15 protein-coding genes are annotated in these 18329 nt (G+C 63.5%); 12 read left to right on the top strand and 3 right to left on the bottom strand.

Annotation, left to right across the window (positions count from 1 at the left end; all coding sequences use genetic code 11):
• Positions 1 to 104 precede the first annotated feature (104 nt).
• The 7 genes from C513_RS0102770 to C513_RS0102740 all read left to right on the top strand — a co-directional run bounded on the left by C513_RS0102770 (position 105) and on the right by C513_RS0102740 (position 9375).
• Positions 105 to 779, top strand: a complete 675-nt coding sequence (locus tag C513_RS0102770) for a response regulator (protein ID WP_018714507.1) — start codon at positions 105 to 107, stop codon at positions 777 to 779.
• Positions 776 to 2443: a sensor histidine kinase gene (locus tag C513_RS12540; protein ID WP_083927340.1), complete on the top strand. Its 1668-nt coding sequence runs from the start codon at positions 776 to 778 to the stop codon at positions 2441 to 2443. The genes C513_RS0102770 and C513_RS12540 overlap by 4 nt, the downstream gene beginning before the upstream one ends.
• A 196-nt stretch (positions 2444 to 2639) precedes the next feature.
• Positions 2640 to 3314 carry a TetR/AcrR family transcriptional regulator gene (locus tag C513_RS0102760; protein WP_018714505.1) on the top strand — a complete coding sequence of 225 codons (675 nt, stop codon included), beginning with the start codon at positions 2640 to 2642 and terminating at the stop codon, positions 3312 to 3314.
• Positions 3315 to 3366: 52 nt separating this feature from the next.
• On the top strand, positions 3367 to 5160 hold the full coding sequence (locus tag C513_RS0102755) for an acyl-CoA dehydrogenase C-terminal domain-containing protein (RefSeq protein WP_018714504.1): 1794 nt from the start codon (positions 3367 to 3369) through the stop codon (positions 5158 to 5160).
• A gap of 106 nt (positions 5161 to 5266) precedes the next feature.
• The gene (locus C513_RS0102750; protein ID WP_018714503.1) at positions 5267 to 5704 is read left to right on the top strand and encodes a DUF2147 domain-containing protein; all 438 of its coding nucleotides are present in this window, start codon (positions 5267 to 5269) and stop codon (positions 5702 to 5704) included.
• 54 nt (positions 5705 to 5758) lie between these two features.
• On the top strand, positions 5759 to 8158 hold the full coding sequence (locus tag C513_RS0102745; protein WP_026320481.1) for a 3-hydroxyacyl-CoA dehydrogenase/enoyl-CoA hydratase family protein: 2400 nt from the start codon (positions 5759 to 5761) through the stop codon (positions 8156 to 8158).
• 20 nt (positions 8159 to 8178) lie between these two features.
• A complete protein-coding gene (locus C513_RS0102740) occupies positions 8179 to 9375 on the top strand; it encodes an acetyl-CoA C-acyltransferase (protein ID WP_018714501.1) in 1197 nt (398 codons plus the stop codon).
• A 102-nt stretch (positions 9376 to 9477) separates the two neighbouring features.
• Here C513_RS0102740 and coq7 read toward each other — a convergent pair whose 3' ends face one another.
• Positions 9478 to 10134, bottom strand: a complete 657-nt coding sequence (gene coq7, locus C513_RS0102735; RefSeq protein WP_018714500.1) for a 2-polyprenyl-3-methyl-6-methoxy-1,4-benzoquinone monooxygenase — start codon at positions 10132 to 10134, stop codon at positions 9478 to 9480.
• A 543-nt stretch (positions 10135 to 10677) separates the two neighbouring features.
• Between coq7 and C513_RS0102730 the strand changes: the two genes are divergently transcribed.
• A complete protein-coding gene (locus C513_RS0102730; protein WP_018714499.1) occupies positions 10678 to 11652 on the top strand; it encodes a porin in 975 nt (324 codons plus the stop codon).
• A gap of 313 nt (positions 11653 to 11965) precedes the next feature.
• A complete protein-coding gene (locus C513_RS0102725) occupies positions 11966 to 13357 on the top strand; it encodes an OmpP1/FadL family transporter (RefSeq protein WP_018714498.1) in 1392 nt (463 codons plus the stop codon).
• Positions 13358 to 13481: 124 nt separating this feature from the next.
• Here the strand turns inward: C513_RS0102725 and metK are convergent, their stop codons facing one another.
• Positions 13482 to 14663, bottom strand: a complete 1182-nt coding sequence (gene metK, locus C513_RS0102720) for a methionine adenosyltransferase (RefSeq protein ID WP_018714497.1) — start codon at positions 14661 to 14663, stop codon at positions 13482 to 13484.
• Between the two features lie 250 nt (positions 14664 to 14913).
• Here metK and C513_RS0102715 point away from each other — a divergent pair, with 250 nt between their 5' ends.
• Entirely contained in the window at positions 14914 to 15786 is an 873-nt protein-coding gene (locus C513_RS0102715) for a lysophospholipid acyltransferase family protein (protein WP_018714496.1), read from the top strand.
• An 83-nt stretch (positions 15787 to 15869) separates the two neighbouring features.
• Positions 15870 to 16706: a lysophospholipid acyltransferase family protein gene (locus C513_RS0102710; RefSeq protein WP_033394822.1), complete on the top strand. Its 837-nt coding sequence runs from the start codon at positions 15870 to 15872 to the stop codon at positions 16704 to 16706.
• On the opposite strand, the gene yihA is transcribed toward C513_RS0102710, so the two are convergent.
• Positions 16669 to 17427 (bottom strand): ribosome biogenesis GTP-binding protein YihA/YsxC, encoded by a 759-nt coding sequence (yihA, locus tag C513_RS0102705; protein ID WP_018714494.1) that lies wholly within the window; start codon positions 17425 to 17427, stop codon positions 16669 to 16671. The genes C513_RS0102710 and yihA overlap by 38 nt on opposite strands.
• Before the next feature lie 193 nt (positions 17428 to 17620).
• Between yihA and C513_RS0102700 the strand changes: the two genes are divergently transcribed.
• The gene (locus C513_RS0102700; protein ID WP_018714493.1) at positions 17621 to 18256 is read left to right on the top strand and encodes a c-type cytochrome; all 636 of its coding nucleotides are present in this window, start codon (positions 17621 to 17623) and stop codon (positions 18254 to 18256) included.
• The last annotated feature ends 73 nt before the right edge of the window (positions 18257 to 18329 follow it).

The raw sequence follows: 18329 nt of genomic DNA, 5'->3' as shown, positions 1-18329 counted from the left end.
TGGCAGATTGTAGGAGCAGAACAGATCACCCTGCTGATGCTGCTGCACATTCCCGCCGCAGGCACAATGGAAGCCTGTTCCTGCGGCCATACGGAGTCCATCCCATGCGATTGTTACTGGTAGAAGATGATCAGATGCTGGCCGACGGCATCAAGCAGGGCCTGACCTCGGCCGGCGGCTATGTGGTTGATGCCGTTGGCAGTGCCGAATCGGCGCTGGACGCGCTCACCTCCGATACCTTTGATGCGGCCATCATCGACGTCGGTCTGCCGCAGATGGACGGCATGGCGCTGACCCAGCGCATGCGCGAGCGCGGCCTGTCGATTCCGGTGCTGATGCTGACGGCGCGCGATTCGCTGGATGACCGCGTGCAGGGACTGGATGCCGGTGCCGACGATTACATGGTCAAGCCCTTCGAACTGCCCGAGCTGCTGGCGCGCCTGCGTGCGCTGCTGCGCCGCTCGCAGGCGGCCACCAGCTCCGTCCTGACGCTGGGCCGCATCTCGCTCGATACCGCCGCACGCCAGGTCATGGCCGACGATCAGCCGCTCGATGTCGGTCCGCGCGAATGGACCGTGCTGCAGTACCTGATGCTGCACGCGCCCAAGCCGGTCAGCAAGGAAAAGCTGCTGCAGGCACTCACCGGCTGGGACAAGGAAATCACGCTCAACGCGGTCGAGGTCTATATCTCGCGCCTGCGTGCCAAGCTGGATCCCTATGGCATCGCCCTGCGCTCCATCCGGGGCTTTGGCTACCGCATCGAACAGCGTCCCGAATGAGCTGGAGATCCCGCTGGTTGCCGGCGCAGGAGGGGCTGGTCAAGGTCGATACCGTCCGCATCCAGCGCCGCCTGCTGTACATGCTGATCCTGCCGCTGGTGCTGCTCGGGCTGATCAACGCCTGGGTCGACTACCGTTCGGCCGACAGCCTGGCGGGCGAGCAGGACCAGCAGCTGCTGCGCCTGGTGCCGCTGCTGGCCGATTCCATCATTGCCGTCGGCGTGCATTCCGATGACCCGCCGGTGCTGGTACTGGCCGCGCCGGTAGAGGAGTTCCTGCGCGAGCGTGAAGGCCTGGTGACCTACAAGATCTACACCCCGCAACGGCGGCTGCTGCACGGCAACGACAACCTGCCGGCGGTGATGCCGCTGACGCAGGAACCCGAATTCTTCAACCAGGAAGTCAACGGCATCAACTACCGCATCGTCGCGCAGCGCATGCCCAGCGTGGCCGGTGACGTCATCGTCGAGGTGGCCGATGCCTCCAACCCGCTCAAGCGCTGGCTGTCACAGGTGTTCTTCAAGGTGGTGTTTCCCAACCTGGTGCTGATCGTGCTGTTCTCGCTGCTGATCAGCTGGGCGGTGCGGCGCGCTTTCCGGCCGTTGCGGCTGCTCATCATGGCGGTCGAAAAGCGCTCCCCGCGTGACCTGAGCAGCATCGATGTGCGCAGCACGCCCGAGGAAATCCGCCCGCTGGTGAAGGCGCTCAACCGCCTGTTCGGCCTGGTCAACACCCAGGCCGAGACGCAGCGCCGCTTCATCGCCGATGCCGCACACCAGATGCGCACGCCGCTGGCCGGCCTGCAGGCGCAGATCGATGCCTGGAGCGAGTCGCTCAAGTCGCCGTCGTCCGGCAAGCCGGCGGCAGCCGGGCAGGCGGTGGCACATCCGGCCGATGCCCTTGCCGGCAACCATGCGCAGCTGGTCTGGAACGAGGCGCTACAAAAGGACATGGTGCAGCTGCCGCTGCACGATTTCTACCGCCTGCGTGCCGCCACGCACCGTACCTCGCAGCTGGTGCACCAGCTGCTGTCGCTGTCGCGTGCCGATTCCGATGCCATGGAAGCCGGCCATCTGGCTCCGGTCGACCTGCAGGATCTGTGCGAAAGCCTGCTCGAGCAGTACATCGATGCCGCCCTCGACAAGAATATCGACTTCGGACTGGATCTGCAGCAGCCGGTCACGGTCCAGGCGCATGCGCTGTGGCTGCGCGAGCTGCTGTCCAACCTGCTGGTCAATGCGCTGCATTACACGCCCGAAGGCGGTGAGATCACGCTGCGCTGCGGCATCCGCCAGCCGCCGCGCACTCGCTGGGCCGCCAGCAGCGCCGGGCGGGCCTTGCCACAGGCCTTTGTCGAGGTCGAGGACAACGGCCCCGGCATTCCGCCAGAGCATCGCGAGCAGGTCTTCGAGCGCTTCTATCGCATGCCCGGCACCCGCGGCGAGGGCACCGGCCTCGGGCTCGCCATCGCGCGCGAGATCGCGCATCGGCACCAGAGCCAGCTGAACCTGTCGGACGGCGTGCCGCATGCCGATGGCCAGGGCTGTGGCCTGCGCGTGACGCTGCTGCTGGCCCCGCATCTGCTGCTGCAACCCGGCAGTTCGCCATCGCCCTGGCGCAGCCCGGCCAGCCAGGATGCACCGGCCCCTGACGTCTCGCTCTGAAGGTGGACTCACCAGTTCTGGTGCTTGTGGGTATGCACCAGTATCAGCACGGTCGTGCGGACGTTACCATGCCCTCATTCCGGTGGTAGCGTCCTGGCGGCGTGTGTCACAGTCCTATCGGGATTTACCCGGAATCTTCCTCGTTTCATGAGAAAAATAGAACGACCGTTCGATATTTTTTGCTATAGTCCGCACCATGTCTGCCACCACCAGCAATTCTTCTATCAACGCCCCTTCCGGCAAGGGTCGCCGCAACCTGCACAAGGGACAGCACACGCGTGGCGTCCTGCTGGATGCCGGTCTGGGGCTGGCCAGCCGTTTCGGGCTGGAGGGTATCACCATTGGTGCCCTGGCCGACATCGTCAGCATGAGCAAGTCCGGCGTGTTCGCTCATTTCGGTTCGCGCGAGGATCTGCAGATTGCCATCATTGACGAGTACTACCAGCGTTTCGAGGAAGAGGTGTTCCACCCGGCGCTGCAGCAGCCGCGCGGCTTGCCGCGCCTGCGCGCCATGTTCGAAAACTGGATTCGCCGTGTCACCGAAGAGGAAGTCCACTCGGGCTGCATCTTCATCAGTGGCGCGGTCGAATACGACGACCGGGAAGGCCCGGTCAGCGACGCCCTGCGCAAGGCGATCCAGACCTGGATGGCCGCGCTGGGACGGGCCGTGGAGCAGGCGCGTACGGAGGGGCATCTCGCCTCCGGTACCGATGCCCACCAGATGATTTTCGAGATCCACGGACTGATCCTGTCCGTGCACTACGAGGCACGTTTCCTGCACAAGCCGCAGGCGATCGAACGCATCCACACCAGCTTCGAGCGTGTGCTCTCGTTTTACAAGACCCCGCCCGGCACGCCGGGCTGTTCCTGAACCCCGCCACACAGAGCGGCCCGTGCCGCCGGCAACTACCTAGGAGACATTCATGCCCAGCTACACCCCTCCGCTGCGCGACATGCAGTTCGTACTGCACGAAGTGTTCGATGTGACCAGCGCATTCGGCGAGATGCCGGCCCACGCCGATGTGGATCGCGCCACCATTGATGCGATCCTGGAAGAGGGTGGCAAGTTCGCTGCCGAGGTGATCCAGCCGCTCAACGTCAGCGGTGACACCGAGGGCTGCACGCTGGACAAGACTACGCACGAAGTCACGCCGCCCAAGGGCTACAAGGAAGCCTACCAGCAGTACATCCAAGGCGGCTGGCCGGCGCTGAGCTGCGATCCCGAATACGGCGGCCAGGGACTGCCTGCCACCATCAACGGCTGCTTCTACGAAATGCTGAACGCCGCCAACCAGGCCTGGACCATGTACCCCGGCCTGAGCCACGGCGCCTACGAGGCCCTGCTGGCCCACGGCACCGACTGGCAGAAGAAGGTCTACCTGCCCAAGCTGATCAGCGGCGAGTGGACCGGTACCATGTGCCTGACCGAGCCGCACTGCGGCACCGATCTGGGCCTGCTGCGCAGCAAGGCCGAACCCGATGGCGACAGCTACCTGATCAGCGGCGAGAAAATCTTCATCAGCGCCGGCGAACACAACATGGTGGACAACATCGTGCACCTGGTGCTGGCGCGCCTGCCTGACGCCCCGGCCGGCAGCAAGGGCATCAGTCTGTTTGCCGTGCCCAAGTTCAACGTCGATGCCGATGGCAATATCGGCGAGCGCAATGGCATCTACTGCGGCGCGCTGGAGCACAAGATGGGCATCCATTCCAACGCCACCGCCCAGCTGGTGCTGGACAAGGCGCGCGGCACCCTGATCGGCCAGCCCAACAAGGGCCTGCAAGCCATGTTCGTGATGATGAACGCAGCCCGTCTGGGCGTGGGCAACCAGTCGCTCGGTCTGACCGAAGTGGCCTACCAGAATGCGCTGGCCTATGCCAAGGATCGCCTGCAGATGCGCAGCCTGTCCGGCGTCAAGGCCAAGGACAAGCCGGCCGATCCCATCATCGTGCACCCCGACGTGCGCCGCATGCTGCTGACGGCCAAGGCCTATGCCGAAGGCGGTCGCGCCCTGAGCGTGTACGCCGGCCTGCTGCTGGACAAGGAGCACAACCACCCTGACGAGAAGGTGCGCAAGGAATCGGGCGAAATCCTGGCCCTGCTGACCCCGATCGTCAAGGCCTTCCTGACCGAAAACGGCTTCAAGGCCACGGTGGAATGCCAGCAGGTGTTTGGCGGCCACGGCTACATCAAGGAATGGGGCATGGAGCAGTTTGTGCGCGATGCCCGCATCAACATGATCTACGAAGGCACCAACACCGTCCAGGCGCTGGACCTGCTGGGCCGCAAGGTGCTGGGCAACCAGGGTGCCACGCTGAAGAAGTTCGGCAAGGAGATTGGGGCCTTCATCGCCGCCGAAGGCGTGAACGAGCAGATGGCCGAGTTCATCAACCCGCTGGCCATGCTGGCTGACCAGATGACCAAGTTCACCACCGAACTGGGCTTCCGCGGCTTCCAGAATCCCGATGAAGTGGGGGGTGCCGCCTTCGATTACATGAAGGTCGCCGGCCATCTGGTGTTTGCCTACATGTTCGCCCGCATGGCGCAAGTGGCGCAGCAGAAGATCGCCGAAGGCAGCAATGACCCGTTCTACCTGGGCAAGCTGCAAACCGCGCGCTTCTACTTTGCCAAGCTGTTCCCGGAAACGCTGACGCTGATGAAGACAGCGCGCAACGGCGTCAAGGTACTGCTTGATACCGACGCGGCCCTGGCCTGATCGGTGACTGCCGCAGGCGGCCTGGTCTGCCTGCGGAGCCTTCCCTCTATTGCCTTTCCATCCCCCTGCATACAGATAAAGACAGGGCCACACTCAGGAGACAAGGATGAAAAAGACCACCACTTTCGCCCTCGGCCTGCTGCTGGCAGGCGGCAGCTTCGCTTCCGGCATGACGCCGGTCGGTACCTGGCGCAGCATCGATGACGCCACCGGCCAGGCCAAGGCCCAGATCGTCATCAGCGAGCGCGGCGGAGTCCTCAATGGCCGCATCGAGAAACTGTTGCGCAAGGGCGCCGATCCGGCGGCCGTGTGCGACAAGTGCAGCGACGACCGCAAGGACAAGCCCATGGTCGGCCTGGAAATCATCCGCGGCGCCAAGAAGGCGGATGGCAAGGATGTCTGGGAAGGCGGCAAGATTCTCGATCCCGAAAGCGGCCGCAACTACACCCTGCGCCTGACGCCGGTGGCCAATGGCAGCAAGCTCGAAGTGCGCGGTTCGGTGATGGGCATCGGCCGCACGCAAACCTGGGTGCGCGTGCAGTAAGCACGCCTTCAGTAACCCGGCCGGCCTGCGGGCCGGCCCTTAGTAAAGACCACCATGTCCCGATTCCAAGTCAAGAAAGTCGCCGTCCTGGGTGCCGGCGTCATGGGCGCGCAGATTGCCGCCCACCTGGTGAACGTGAAAGTGCCTGTGGTGCTGTTCGATCTGCCGGCCAAGGAAGGCCCGAAGAGCGGCATCGCCCTCAAGGCCATCGACAACCTGAAAAAGCTCAAGCCCTCGCCGCTGGGCTCCACGCGTGATGCCGGGCTGATCCAGCCGGCCAACTACGAGGAACACCTGCATCTGCTCAAGGAGTGCGATCTGGTGATCGAGGCGATTGCCGAACGCATGGACTGGAAATCCGATCTGTACCACAAGATCGCCGCCCACGTCGCGCCGCACGCCATCCTGGCTTCCAACACCTCCGGCCTGAGCATCACCAAACTGAGCGAAGCGCTGCCCGAGCAGCTGCGCCCACGCTTCTGCGGCATCCACTTCTTCAACCCGCCGCGCTACATGTATCTGGTGGAGCTGATCGCCACGCCGGCCACGCAGCCGCAGATCCTGGACGATCTCGAAACCTTTGCCGTCAGCGTGCTGGGCAAGGGCGTGGTGCGCGCCAAGGACACGCCCAACTTCATCGCCAACCGCATCGGCATTGCCGGCATGCTGGCGACCATGGTCGAAGCCGACAAGTTCGGCCTGACTTTCGATGTGGTCGATGACCTGACCGGCAAGAAGCTGGGCCGTGCCAGCTCCGGCACCTTCCGCACCGCCGATGTGGTGGGCCTGGACACCATGGCCCACGTGATCCGCACCATGCAGGAGAACCTGTCGGTCGAGACCGATCCGTTCTACCCGCACTTTGCCACGCCGCCGGTGGTGGCACGCCTGATCGAGAAAGGTCAACTCGGCCAGAAGACCAAGGCCGGCTTCTACAAGAAGGTGGGCCGCGACATCATGCGCTACGAGCTGGAAAGCGACGAGTACGTGCCGGCCGGCCAGAAGTCCGACGATGTCTATGGCCGCATGCTCAAGCGTCCCGCCGCCGAGCGCCTGCGCCTGCTGCGTGACAGCCAGGGCGCGCAGGGCCGCTTCGTCTGGGCGGTGCTGCGTGACCAGATGCACTATGCTGCCGTCCACCTGAAGGACATTGCCCATACCGCCCGCGACGTGGACTTTGCCATGCGCTGGGGCTACGGCAGCAAGCAGGGCCCGTTCGAGCTGTGGCAGGAAGCCGGCTGGCTCGACGTGGCGAAGATGATCCAGGAAGACATCGACAAGGGCGAAGCCCTGAGCAGCGCACCGCTGCCCGATTGGGTCTTCAACGGCCCGGTGGCCGAAGCCGGTGGCGTGCACACGCCGCAGGGCTCGTTCAACCCGACCACTGGCCAGTTCGAGGCACTGTCCAATCTGCCGGTCTACCAGCGCCAGTACTTCCGCGAGGACGTGCTGGGCAGCCAGGCGCCCGATCCCGCCACTGCCGGCACCACCGTCCACGAAGACGATGGTCTGCGCCTGTGGACGCTGGACAACGAGGTGCTGATTGCCAGCATCAAGACCAAGATGCATACCATCAGCCCCGCCGTGGGCGAGGGCCTGATGCACGCCGTCGATCTGGCCGAGCGCGATTTCCAGGGCCTGGTGATCTGGTCCAATGACGAATGGTTCAGCGCCGGTGCCGATCTGCAGACCGTGATGCAGGGCTATGTGGCCGGCGGTGCCATCACCGTGGGCGGCATGGAAGAAGAGCTGCAGATGCTGATGCTGCGCCTGCGCTATGCCCAGGTGCCCACCATCGCCGCCATCCGTGGCCTGGCGCTGGGCGGCGGCTGCGAGCTGTCGGTCTACTGCAGCGCCCGCGTGGCCGCCATGGAAAGCTATATCGGCCTGGTGGAAATGGGCGTGGGCGTGATCCCCGGTGGCGGTGGCATGACCTACATCGCCCGTCGCGCTGCCGAAAAGGCTTCCTACAGCACCGGTACCGATCTGCTGCCTTTCCTGACCGAAGGCTTTACCGCCGCGGCCATGGCCAAGGTCGGCACCAGCGCACTGGAAAGCCGTGACCTGGACTACATCCTGCACAGCGACACCATCGTCGCCAACAAGGACGAGTTGCTGTATGTCGCCATCCAGCGCGCCCGTGCCATGTTCCAGTGCGGCTACCGTCCGCCGCTGCGCCGCCTGTTCCCGGTGGCCGGCCGTGACGGCAAGGCCACCATCCAGGGTTCGCTGGTGAACATGCGCGATGGCGGCTTCATCAGCGCGCACGACTTTGATATTGCCAGCCATATCGCCCACATTGCCTGTGGCGGTGATGTCGATCCCGGCACGCTGGTCAGCGAAGAGTACCTGATGCAGCTGGAACGTGAAGCCTTCACCGCGCTGGTCGCGCATCCCAAGACGCAGGATCGCCTGCTGCACATGATGAACACCGGCAAGCCGCTGCGCAACTGAGGACGGAAGGACACCGATTCATGAAACAACTGCAAGACGCCTACATTGTTGCCGCGACCCGCACCCCGATCGGGCGCTCGCACAAGGGCTTTTTCAAGCACACCCGCCCCGAGACCCTGCTGGTCAAGGCGATCCAGTCGGCCATGGCCCAGGCTCCCGGCCTGGATCCGCAGGCGATCGAGGACGTGATCTGTGGCTGTGCCATCCCTGAGGCCCAGCAGGGCCTGAACGTGGCGCGCATTGGTGCCGTGCTGGCCGGCCTGCCCAACAGCGTCGGCGGCATCACCGTCAACCGCTTCTGCGCCTCCGGCCTGAGCGCGGTCGCCATGGCAGCAGACCGCATCCGTGTCGGTGAAGCCGACATCATGATCGCGGCTGGCGTGGAAAGCATGAGCATGGTGCCCATGATGGGCAACAATCCCTCGCTGCACCCCGATATCTTCAGCGGCAACCAGGACGTGGGCATTGCCTACGGCATGGGCCTGACCGCCGAAAAGGTCGCGCAGCAGTGGAAGGTCAGCCGCGAGGCGCAGGATGCCTTCGCCGTCGAATCGCACCGCCGCGCCATTGCCGCCATGCAGGCCGGCGAGTTCAAGGACGAGATCACCCCGGTCGAGATCGAGGAACGCCAGCTGGACCTGGAGACCGGCAAGGTCAATATCAGCAAGCGCATCGTTGATCTGGACGAGGGTGCCCGCCCGGACACCACCATGGAAGGCCTGGCCAGGCTGCGCACCGTGTTTGCCGCGCGTGGCTCCGTCACCGCCGGCAACAGCTCGCAGACCAGTGATGGCGCAGGCGCGCTGATCCTGGCCAGCGAAGCCGCGATCAAGAAGTACAACCTGCAGCCGCTGGCGCGCTTCGTCAGCTTCGCCAGCAAGGGCGTACCGCCGGCCATCATGGGCATCGGCCCGATCGAGGCGATTCCGGCCGCGCTGCGTTACGCCGGCCTGAAGCAGGAAGATATCGACTGGTACGAGCTGAACGAGGCCTTTGCCGCGCAATCACTCGCCGTGGTCAATACGCTGGGCCTGGACCAGAGCAAGGTCAACCCGATGGGCGGCGCGATTGCACTGGGCCACCCGCTGGGCGCCACCGGTGCCATCCGCTCGGCCACCGTGGTGCATGCGCTGCGCCGCCACAAGCTCAAGTACGGCATGGTCACCATGTGCGTTGGCATGGGGCAGGGCGCCGCGGGCATTTTCGAGCGCGTTTGAGCGATTCGGAACGGCTGCGCCTGTCCAGGCAGGCGTAGCGCGCAAAAACAGAACAGGGGCCATCATGGCCCCTGTTTCACGTCGGTTGTGCGGCAGGGCGCGTCAGATCCGGTGCGCCACCGTGGTCATTACCTTCGCCATCAGGCGCATCAGCCCCTGCACCGGCGGCGGCAGCGGCGTGGCACCGGCTTCCAGCGCGTTGTTGGCATGGCGGTCTTCATCTTCCTTCATCTGTGCCACGATCAGGCGCGATGCCTGGTCGGCCATGGGCAGGCGGCCCAGGTGCTCCTGCAGGTGCGATTCGACCTGGCGTTCAGTTTCCACCACAAAGCCCAGGCTGTTGCTGTCACTCACGCGGCCCATCGCCAGGCCCAACGCAAACGAGCCGGCATACCAGAACGGGTTCAGCAGCGAAGTGCGGTCACCTAGTTCCTTGAGCCGATCGGCGGTCCAGGCCAGGTGGTCGATTTCCTCGCGCGCGGCTTCCTCGAAGTGGGCGCGCAACTCCGGGTTGCGTGTGGCCAGCGCCTGCGACTGGTACAGTGCCTGCGCACAGATCTCGCCCACATGGTTCACGCGCATCAGCGCGCCCGACAGTTTCTTTTCATCATCCGACAGCGCCGCATCGTCCATGGCAATCTGGGCATGGCCCAGGCGATTGGCCGGTGAGGGCTGGCTCGCATGCGTGGGCGCAAACAGCGTGCGCAAGGTGTTGTCGGCCGCCTCGATCCAGGCGTCCAGCGGGGAAGGGGTACGCATAGTTTCTCCTGACAAATTCCCTGCGCCAGGCGGCAGCAGGGCCATGGGGCATTGTAGCCAGCCGCATTTTGCCGGCCTTGCGCCAGCGCAGAAGTTGCGGCCTTCGCCGGCATCGCCTGAATCGGTCAGGCCAGCGCGGTTGGCAGGGCCTGAGTGGTGTGCATGCAACAGATGCATCCGGCCTGTAGCTGCCATGCAACAGCCGGTACAACTTCAAGTAGTTTCTCAACTGCACCCGGCAAACGCTGACAACTGGACTTGGCCAGCGCGTCACCAGTCAGCTGGCAGCAGGCGCACCAGCGGCCCCTGGCAGGGGGAGGGCCCGTGGTTTTGTGGCCTGATCGCAACAGGTTTGTGGCGGATGCGCTACAAAATCAAGATAAAACCTGCTTTCCCTTTGCAGACCGGTCCAAGCTCTGGTGCAATAGAGACAACTTCCGAAAAGGAGGTTGGCCCGGGGAACCGGGGGCTGGCACAACAAGGCTCAAAGCCGACGCCAACCCACTCACCGGAGCCCCATGTTTAACCTTGGAGAAACTTGCAATGAAAAAATCTCTGATCGCACTGGCCGCTCTGGCTGCTGTGGGTGCTGCTTCCGCTCAATCTTCCGTGACTCTGTACGGTATCGCTGACATCTCTGCTGGCGTTTCCGAAGTGGACGGCGTTAGCCGCGACACCGGCTTCAACAAGGCCAACCTGCAGCAATCTCGCGTGGGTATCAAGGGCTCTGAGGACCTGGGTAATGGCCTGAAGGCAGTGTTCAACTACGAGCACGGCTTCAACTCTGCCAACGGCGAGTTCGCCGGTGGTGAGGCTCGCCGCGCTGTGGTGGGTCTGCAAGGTGGTTTCGGCTCCGTGCTGCTGGGCCGCGACAAGCTGCCGCTGTACCGCCTGACCGAAGATACGTCTGCTGACAGCATCTCCGACTTCTCCACCACCAACCTGGTGGGCGAAAAGCGCACTAACGGTATCCACTACGCTGGCAACTTCGCTGGCGTGGGCGTGTCCGCAGCTGTTGGCTACGACCGTCACGACGACATCCAGGTCGGCGCTAACGACAAGCAAAGCACGACCTACGGTCTGGGCCTGAGCTACAGCACCGGCCCGTTCATGGTTGGCATCGCTGGCGAAACGGCTGAAGTTGAGAACCCTCCCTACACTGGCGCCAAGACCAAGGATGTCACCAACTACGGTATCGGTGGTACCTATGACTTCACCGCTGCCAAGGTGTACGCTAACTACCTGGTGTCCGACGACGACTTCGCTGCTGGCAAGGACAAGGAAGCCAACGTTGGCGTGAAGGTTCCGTTCGGCGCCGCTTCCCTGGTGGCTGAAGTTGGTTACAACGACGGCGAAGGCTACGACGGCATCGACTACAACGTCGGCGCTAACTACGCTTTCAGCAAGCGCACTGACGCTTATGTCCGTTACGCTCGTATCAACGACTACGACCTGGACAACAACGCTGGCTCTGGCCACGACACCAAGTACGCTGTTGGTCTGCGTCACAAGTTCTAATCCAGCACTGGCTTCTGCCAGTACTGCTTAGCACTTAAGCGAAAGCCACCCTTCGGGGTGGCTTTTTTGCGTCTGGTAGTGTCCGTTCTGTCCGTCAGGGTAATGAACAGTTCAGCATCCTGTTGTGGATAAGCGGCAACAAGGGGCCAAGCCTAAGCCGTGATAAATACACGGTTTTCTGCTGGTTGAGGCATAAAAACGACAAATAGAACGACCGTTCTGGATTATCCCTATGGGGGAGATATGTCGCAATTTTTACAATCAACAGCAACGTATCGCTGGATGCGCCATTTGGATAACCTCAGGAGACAAGATGAAACGCAAACTGATCAGCACCGCCGTCCTTCTGGCCATGCTGCCCGCCTCTGGTGCCTTTGCCGCCGCGCTGGATCGTTCCGGTCAGTCCGTGGCCCCGCTGTTCCAGCCGGGCAACCTGGTGGAGTTTGGCTATACCTGGATCAGCCCTACGGTGGAAGGCACGGAAAGTGGTGGCCTGAAGCGTGATATCCCGGACATGGGCAGCAGCTACGACTTCCCGTCTGCAGCCATCAAGTACCAGGCCAATGACAAGCTGTCGTTTGCACTGCTGTATGACCATCCGTTTGGTGCTGCTGCCGCGTATAGTGGCGTGAACAACTTCACCACCACACCCCAGGCCTATGGCACCGTGGCCAAGGCCCTGGCAGGCCAGCAAGCCTTGGCCACTGCTACCGCCAAGGCGACCCAGCAGCTGGCCGGCATGGGCATGAATCAGGCGCAAATTGATGCCATGTTGCCCACCGTGCTGGCTTCGCCGGATGTGCAGGCACAAATGGCTGCAGGTGCAGCAGCCGGGGCGGCGGCCCTGACGCCTCAGGCTGCGGGTTCGCACAACACCAATGTGACGGTCAACACGCAAAGTTTCTCGCTGCTGGCCGCTTACCAGCCCAACGATAACTGGACGGTGTATGGCGGCCCAGTCTATCAGACCATCAAGGGCGATGTACACCTGCGCGGCGCAGCCTATTCGATTTTCAATGGCTATGACGCCAGCCTCAAGACTACTGGGGGCTGGGGTGTGCTGGCAGGTGCAGCCTACGAGATTCCGGATATCGCCTTCCGTGCGGCCATGACCTATCGCTCGGCCATCAGCCATGATGTGGACACCAAGGAAAACTTCGTCAACTTCCCGGGTGCCCCGGTCAATGGCACTACCAAGATCGAGACCCCGCAGTCCATCAACCTGGATGTGCAGAGCGGTATTGCTCCCAATACGCTGGCATTTGCCAACTTGCGCTGGGTGGACTGGTCCAGCTTTGCCATTCGTCCGGGCCAGTTTGGTGCCGTCTCCAAGACCGTGGGCCCGGCCGTGGGCAAGCCCAACGGCTTTGATCTGGTGAGCTATGACAAGGATCAGTACAGCGCTACTGTAGGCGTGGGCCGCAAGTTCAATGAGCAGTGGACCGGCAGCGTCTCCCTGGGCTGGGACAGCGGTACCGGCGAATACGCCACCACCCTGGGCCCGGTTGATGGCAACTGGAACATCGGTGCCGGCGTGCAATACAGCCCCACCAAGAATTTCTACGTGGGCGTGGGTGCCAAGTACCTGTGGCTGGGTGATGCCAAGGCCCAGGTCAGCTCCAAGATGGGCACCCCCGACTATGACGGCGACTTCAAGGATAACAACGCCGTGGCCGTCGGCGTGAAAGTGGGCTACCGCTTCTGATCGTCAAGTCAGTGTGAGTCAGCAGGGGGCGCTTCGGCGCCCCTTGTTGTTGTGCGACAGGCAATGGACCCACAAAAAAGGAGCGCCGCAGCGCTCCTAGTCATGTCAGGCCCAGCCCGTCAGCTTACAGCCCAGCCGCCGCACGCAGCACCGCCGCGCGATCGGTCTGCTCCCAGCTGAACTCCGGCTCATTGCGGCCAAAGTGGCCGTAGGCGGCAGTCTTGGCGTAGATCGGGCGCTGCAGGTCCAGCATCTGGATGATGCCGCGCGGACGCAGGTCAAAGTGCTCCTGCACCAGTGCCTCGATGCGGTGGTCGTCGATCACGCCGGTGCCCTTGGTATAGACCGTGATGTTGATCGGGCGTGCCACGCCAATCGCGTAGGACACTTGCACCTCGCAGGTGCTGGCCAGGCCAGCCGCCACGATGTTCTTGGCCACGTAGCGTGCCGCGTAGGCGGCAGAGCGGTCCACCTTGGTCGGGTCCTTGCCGCTGAAGGCACCACCGCCGTGCGGGCAGGCGCCGCCGTAGGTATCGACAATGATCTTGCGGCCGGTCAGGCCGCAGTCGCCCTGCGGGCCACCCACGACAAAGCGGCCGGTCGGGTTGATCAGGTACTCGGTGCCTTGCAGCAGCTCGGCCGGAATCACCGGCTTGATGATTTCCTCGATCACCGCCTCGATAAAGGCCGGCTTCATGGTCTTTTCGTCCAGGCTCATCTCGGGGCTGTGCTGGCTGGACACGACCACGGTCTGCACCGTGGTCGGCTTGCCGTCCACATAGCGCATGGTGACCTGCGCCTTGGCGTCCGGGCGCAGAAAGGGCAGCTTGCCGCTCTTGCGCAGCTGCGCCTGGCGCTCCATCAGACGGTGCGCGTAATGGATGGGCGCGGGCATCAGCTCGGGCGTTTCGTCGCAGGCAAAGCCGAACATCAGACCCTGGTCACCAGCGCCGATGTTGAGCGGGTCGTCATAGGCGGCATCCACGCCCTGGGCAATGTCCTGGCTCTGCTTGTCGTAGGCGACCAGCACGGCGCAGCCCTTGTGGTCAATGCCGAATTCGGAGTTGTCGTAGCCGATGCGCTTGATGGTTTCGCGTGCCACATCGATATAGTCGACCGTGGCATCGGTGGTGATCTCGCCGGCCAGCACGACCAGACCGGTGTTGGTCAGGGTCTCGGCGGCCACGCGGCTGAGCGGATCCTGCGCCAGGCAGGCGTCCAGGATGGCATCGGAGATCTGGTCGGACACCTTGTCGGGGTGGCCTTCGGAAACGGATTCGGAGGTGAAGAGGTAATCGTTCGCCATGCTTGTAAAAGTCCTTGTAGTGGCACGGAACGCGTTGCCAAAAGAACGATGGCGAACGCTTTAGCAGTGGAGCCGGTGTGCCAGAAAGGCGGCCCGTCCGGGTATTCGTGGTGAATACGCCACATCCATGCGACAATCGCATGAAGGTATCGCCCTGCAAGTTGCTCGTTTAACTCGGCGATCCGTACATTGTAGCAATTCTGTCAAATCTGCCCAAGCCGGGCCGAGAGACACCATTTACCTTGTGTCAATGGCATTCCTGTTCCGAATCCTTTCCTGGTTCCCGCTCTGGCTGCTGCATGGCATGGGTGCCGTGCTGGGCTGGCTGGGCTGGTTCGCTGCTGCGTCCTATCGCCGCCGCGTGCGTGACAACGCTGCGCTGGCCGGTCTGACGCTGGCCGATGTGCGCCCGTCCATCGCCCACAATGGCCGCATGCTGTCCGAGCTGCCACGGCTGTGGCTGGGCAAGCCGGTGCATTGCGAGTGGCGCGGGCTGGAGCACGTGGAGCAGGCTTATGGCGCGGGCAAGGGCATCATCTTCCTGACGCCGCACATGGGCTGTTTCGAGATCACGGCACAGGCCATGGCCGAACGTTTCCACCAGCAGTACGGCAACCTCACCGTGCTCTACCGTCCCGCCAGCCAGCCCTGGCTGGCCGAGATGATGGAGACCGTGCGTGAGCGCCCCGGCCTGCGCTCCGTGCCCACCAATATCAGCGGCATTCGCCAGATGATCAAGGCCTTGCGCCACAACGAGGCCGTTGGCCTGCTGCCCGACCATGTGCCGCCACCGGGGCAGGGCGTCTGGGTGCCGTTCTTCGGCAAGGACGCCTACACCATGACGCTGGCCGCCAAGCTGATGCACCAGACGCAGGCCGCCGTGATCGTGATCTGGGGTGAGCGCCTGTCCTGGGGCCGCGGCTACCGCTTGCACTGCAGCCCCTTGAGCGCGCCGCTGCCGCAGGAGCTGGAGCCCGCCGTGGCGCAGATCAACCGCGAGATGGAGCGCGTGATCCTGAACTGCCCGCAGCAGTACATGTGGGGCTATGCGCGCTACCGTGAGCCCTATGGCTGGAAGGATTACGTGGCCAAACAGGCGGCACAGGAGGAATCTGCACCGTGAGCGAGAACACCCCGGACAATACGACAGCGCAAGCGGATGAGGCATGGAGTTGGCAGGTGCGCCTGATCAACCTCGTGTTTGGCATGCTGGCCTGGCTGCCGCTGTGGGTCTGGCGTGGCCTGGGCTGGCTGCTGGGCAAGCTGGCCTGGCAGCTGGTGCCGCGCCGCCGCCATGTGGCGCTGGTCAACCTGCGGCTGTGCTTCCCGGACAAGACCGAGGCCGAGCGCGAGCGCATCGCGCGCCTGCATTTCGTGCGTTTCATGCAGACTTTCCTGGATCGCATCTGGATCTGGCATGGCAGCCCGGCGCTGTTGGGCAAGCGCCTGCGCATGGTGGGCGATGTCGATGCGCTGCGGGACGGCAAGTCGACCATCCTGTTTGCACCGCACTTTGTCGGACTCGATGCCGGCGGCATGGCCTTGTCGGGCCAATTGCTGGAGCGCATCTTCATTTCCATTTACACGCCGCAGAGCAACAAGACGATTGATGCCTGGGTGCGCCGTGGCCGTACGCGCTTTCCGAACGCGCAGGTGGTGTGGCGGCGCGATGGCGTCAAGCCCATCATTGCCAAGCTGCGCAAGCAGGGCCTGCTCTACCTGCTGCCGGACATGAACTTTGGCCCGCAGGAATCGATTTTTGTCACCTTTTTTGGTGTGCCGGCAGCCACCGTGCCCTCGCTGTCACGCTTTGCCCGACTGGGTCGCGCGCAGGTGGTGACCACCATCACCTATATGGAATCGCATGGCTACACCCTGCATGTGGAAGGCCCGTGGCAGGATTTCCCGACCGAGGATGTGGTGGCCGACACCCAGCGCATGAACGACTACCTCGAAGGCTGGGTGGCGCGTCGCCCCGAGGAGTATTTCTGGGTGCACAAGCGCTTCAAGACGCGTCCGGAGGGCTTGCCGGAGGTGTACTGAGGCCGTCGTCTGCCGCTTCGGCATCGTCTGCGGCGCTGTCTTCCTGCGGCGGGTGGGTCCAGTCCCACAGGAGTTGCGCCACCTGTTCCATGCCCTGTTTCTTGAGCGCCGAGAACAGCATGGCTTCGCCGCCGCCGGCATTCAGCCGTGCGATGGACAGCGCCTTGGCGCCTTCGGCACGCGTCAGCTTGTCGGACTTGGTCAGCAGCAGCAGGAACTCCAGGCCGTCTTCCACGCGTGGGCGGATCGCTTCCAACAGCAGTTCATCCAGCTCGGTGAGGCCGTGGCGGGGATCGCACAGCAGCACCACGCCGACCAGGTTTTCGCGCGTCATCAGGTAGTTGGCCATGACGCGCTGCCAGCGCAGCTTGTCGGCCAGCGGCACCTGGGCGTAACCGTAGCCGGGCAGGTCGGCCAGCACGGCATCGGTCTGGTTCTGGCGACCCAGGGCAAACAGGTTGATGTGCTGGGTGCGTCCTGGTGTCTTGGAGGCAAAGGCCAGTTGGCGCTGCTGCGTCAGGGTGTTGATGCAGGTGGACTTGCCGGCGTTGGAGCGGCCGACAAAGGCGATTTCCGGTACGTCCAGCGCCGGCAGCTGGTCGAGCTGGGCGGCGGTGGTCAGAAAGCGGGCGGTGTGCATCCAGCCGAGTGGCGTCGGGGTCTTGGGCGGCTTGGCCGGTGCGGCAGCAGGCTTGCGGGGAGGGCGTTTGGACGCGGCCATGGCGGGTCTCGGGCAGGGGCCGGTTCTTGCCGTGGCAGCAGCCAGTGCAGGGGAAATCCGGCCAATTGTTGACTACGATCCGCGACAGTTACGGTGAATCTGTCAATTTTGGTTACGGGCCGTTGTAGAATGGCCAAGTTTACCCGGATTGCGCAGCACCGGTTGTTCCGTTCACCCCAGACTGATGCCGACTATGAAGCCCGTATCCACTATTGCCGCTTCCCTGATTTCCGCTCTGCTGTTCACGGCTGCAGGTGCTGCCGTGGCAGCCACGCCGACGGCCAAGCCGAAGCCTGACCTGGCCAAGGGCAAGGCCATCGTGAACAGTGTGTGTATTGCCTGCCACAACGCCGATGGCAACTCCGTGATCGCCGGTTACCCGGTGGTGGCGCAGCAGCATCCCGAGTACATGATCAAGCAGCTCAAGGAATTCAAGAGCAACGCCCGCAAGGGTACCGTCATGAACGGTTATGCTGCCGCCCTGAGCGATCAGGACATGGTTGACGTGGCCTACTATTTTGCCTCCCAGAAGGCCAACAAGCTGGCCGCAACCAACCAGGAAAGCCTGGCACTGGGCGAAAAGATCTGGCGCGGTGGCATTGCCAGCCGTGCCGTGCCGGCCTGTGCCGCCTGCCACGCTCCCAACGGTGCCGGCATGCCGATCAAGTACCCGCGCCTGGCAGGCCAGAAGGCCGACTACACCGAGCTGCAGCTCAAGGATTTCCGTGACGGCGTCCGCAAGAACGACCTGGTCATGCCGCATGTCGTCAACGGCATGAACGATGCCCAGATCAAGGCTGTGGCAGACTACATCCAGGGTCTGCGCTGATCCTGCCATCGAGTGTGCAGCTCGCCAGTTTGCGCTGCCTCCCGTCCGGCACCATAAAAGGCGGGTTGCGTAC

It is taken from the genome of Allobrachymonas chironomi DSM 19884, from assembly GCF_000374625.1.
Lineage (GTDB): Bacteria > Pseudomonadota > Gammaproteobacteria > Burkholderiales > Burkholderiaceae_C > Brachymonas > Brachymonas chironomi.
Note: the sequence above shows the minus strand (reverse complement) of the source record. Positions and strands in the feature narration are given on the sequence as shown.

Excerpts from the sequence above, each read along its gene's own strand:
- yihA (WP_018714494.1), bottom strand. The coding sequence starts at position 17,427 with ATGGCCGCGTCCAAACGCCCTCCCCGCAAGCCTGCTGCCGCACCGGCC.
- C513_RS0102770 (WP_018714507.1), top strand. The coding sequence starts at position 105 with ATGCGATTGTTACTGGTAGAAGATGATCAGATGCTGGCCGACGGCATC.
- C513_RS0102725 (WP_018714498.1), top strand. The coding sequence starts at position 11,966 with ATGAAACGCAAACTGATCAGCACCGCCGTCCTTCTGGCCATGCTGCCC.
- C513_RS0102760 (WP_018714505.1), top strand. The coding sequence starts at position 2,640 with ATGTCTGCCACCACCAGCAATTCTTCTATCAACGCCCCTTCCGGCAAG.
- C513_RS0102715 (WP_018714496.1), top strand. The coding sequence starts at position 14,914 with ATGGCATTCCTGTTCCGAATCCTTTCCTGGTTCCCGCTCTGGCTGCTG.
- C513_RS0102750 (WP_018714503.1), top strand. The coding sequence starts at position 5,267 with ATGAAAAAGACCACCACTTTCGCCCTCGGCCTGCTGCTGGCAGGCGGC.
- C513_RS0102745 (WP_026320481.1), top strand. The coding sequence starts at position 5,759 with ATGTCCCGATTCCAAGTCAAGAAAGTCGCCGTCCTGGGTGCCGGCGTC.
- C513_RS0102700 (WP_018714493.1), top strand. The coding sequence starts at position 17,621 with ATGAAGCCCGTATCCACTATTGCCGCTTCCCTGATTTCCGCTCTGCTG.
- coq7 (WP_018714500.1), bottom strand. The coding sequence starts at position 10,134 with ATGCGTACCCCTTCCCCGCTGGACGCCTGGATCGAGGCGGCCGACAAC.
- C513_RS0102755 (WP_018714504.1), top strand. The coding sequence starts at position 3,367 with ATGCCCAGCTACACCCCTCCGCTGCGCGACATGCAGTTCGTACTGCAC.
- C513_RS0102710 (WP_033394822.1), top strand. The coding sequence starts at position 15,870 with ATGCTGGCCTGGCTGCCGCTGTGGGTCTGGCGTGGCCTGGGCTGGCTG.
- C513_RS12540 (WP_083927340.1), top strand. The coding sequence starts at position 776 with ATGAGCTGGAGATCCCGCTGGTTGCCGGCGCAGGAGGGGCTGGTCAAG.
- metK (WP_018714497.1), bottom strand. The coding sequence starts at position 14,663 with ATGGCGAACGATTACCTCTTCACCTCCGAATCCGTTTCCGAAGGCCAC.
- C513_RS0102730 (WP_018714499.1), top strand. The coding sequence starts at position 10,678 with ATGAAAAAATCTCTGATCGCACTGGCCGCTCTGGCTGCTGTGGGTGCT.
- C513_RS0102740 (WP_018714501.1), top strand. The coding sequence starts at position 8,179 with ATGAAACAACTGCAAGACGCCTACATTGTTGCCGCGACCCGCACCCCG.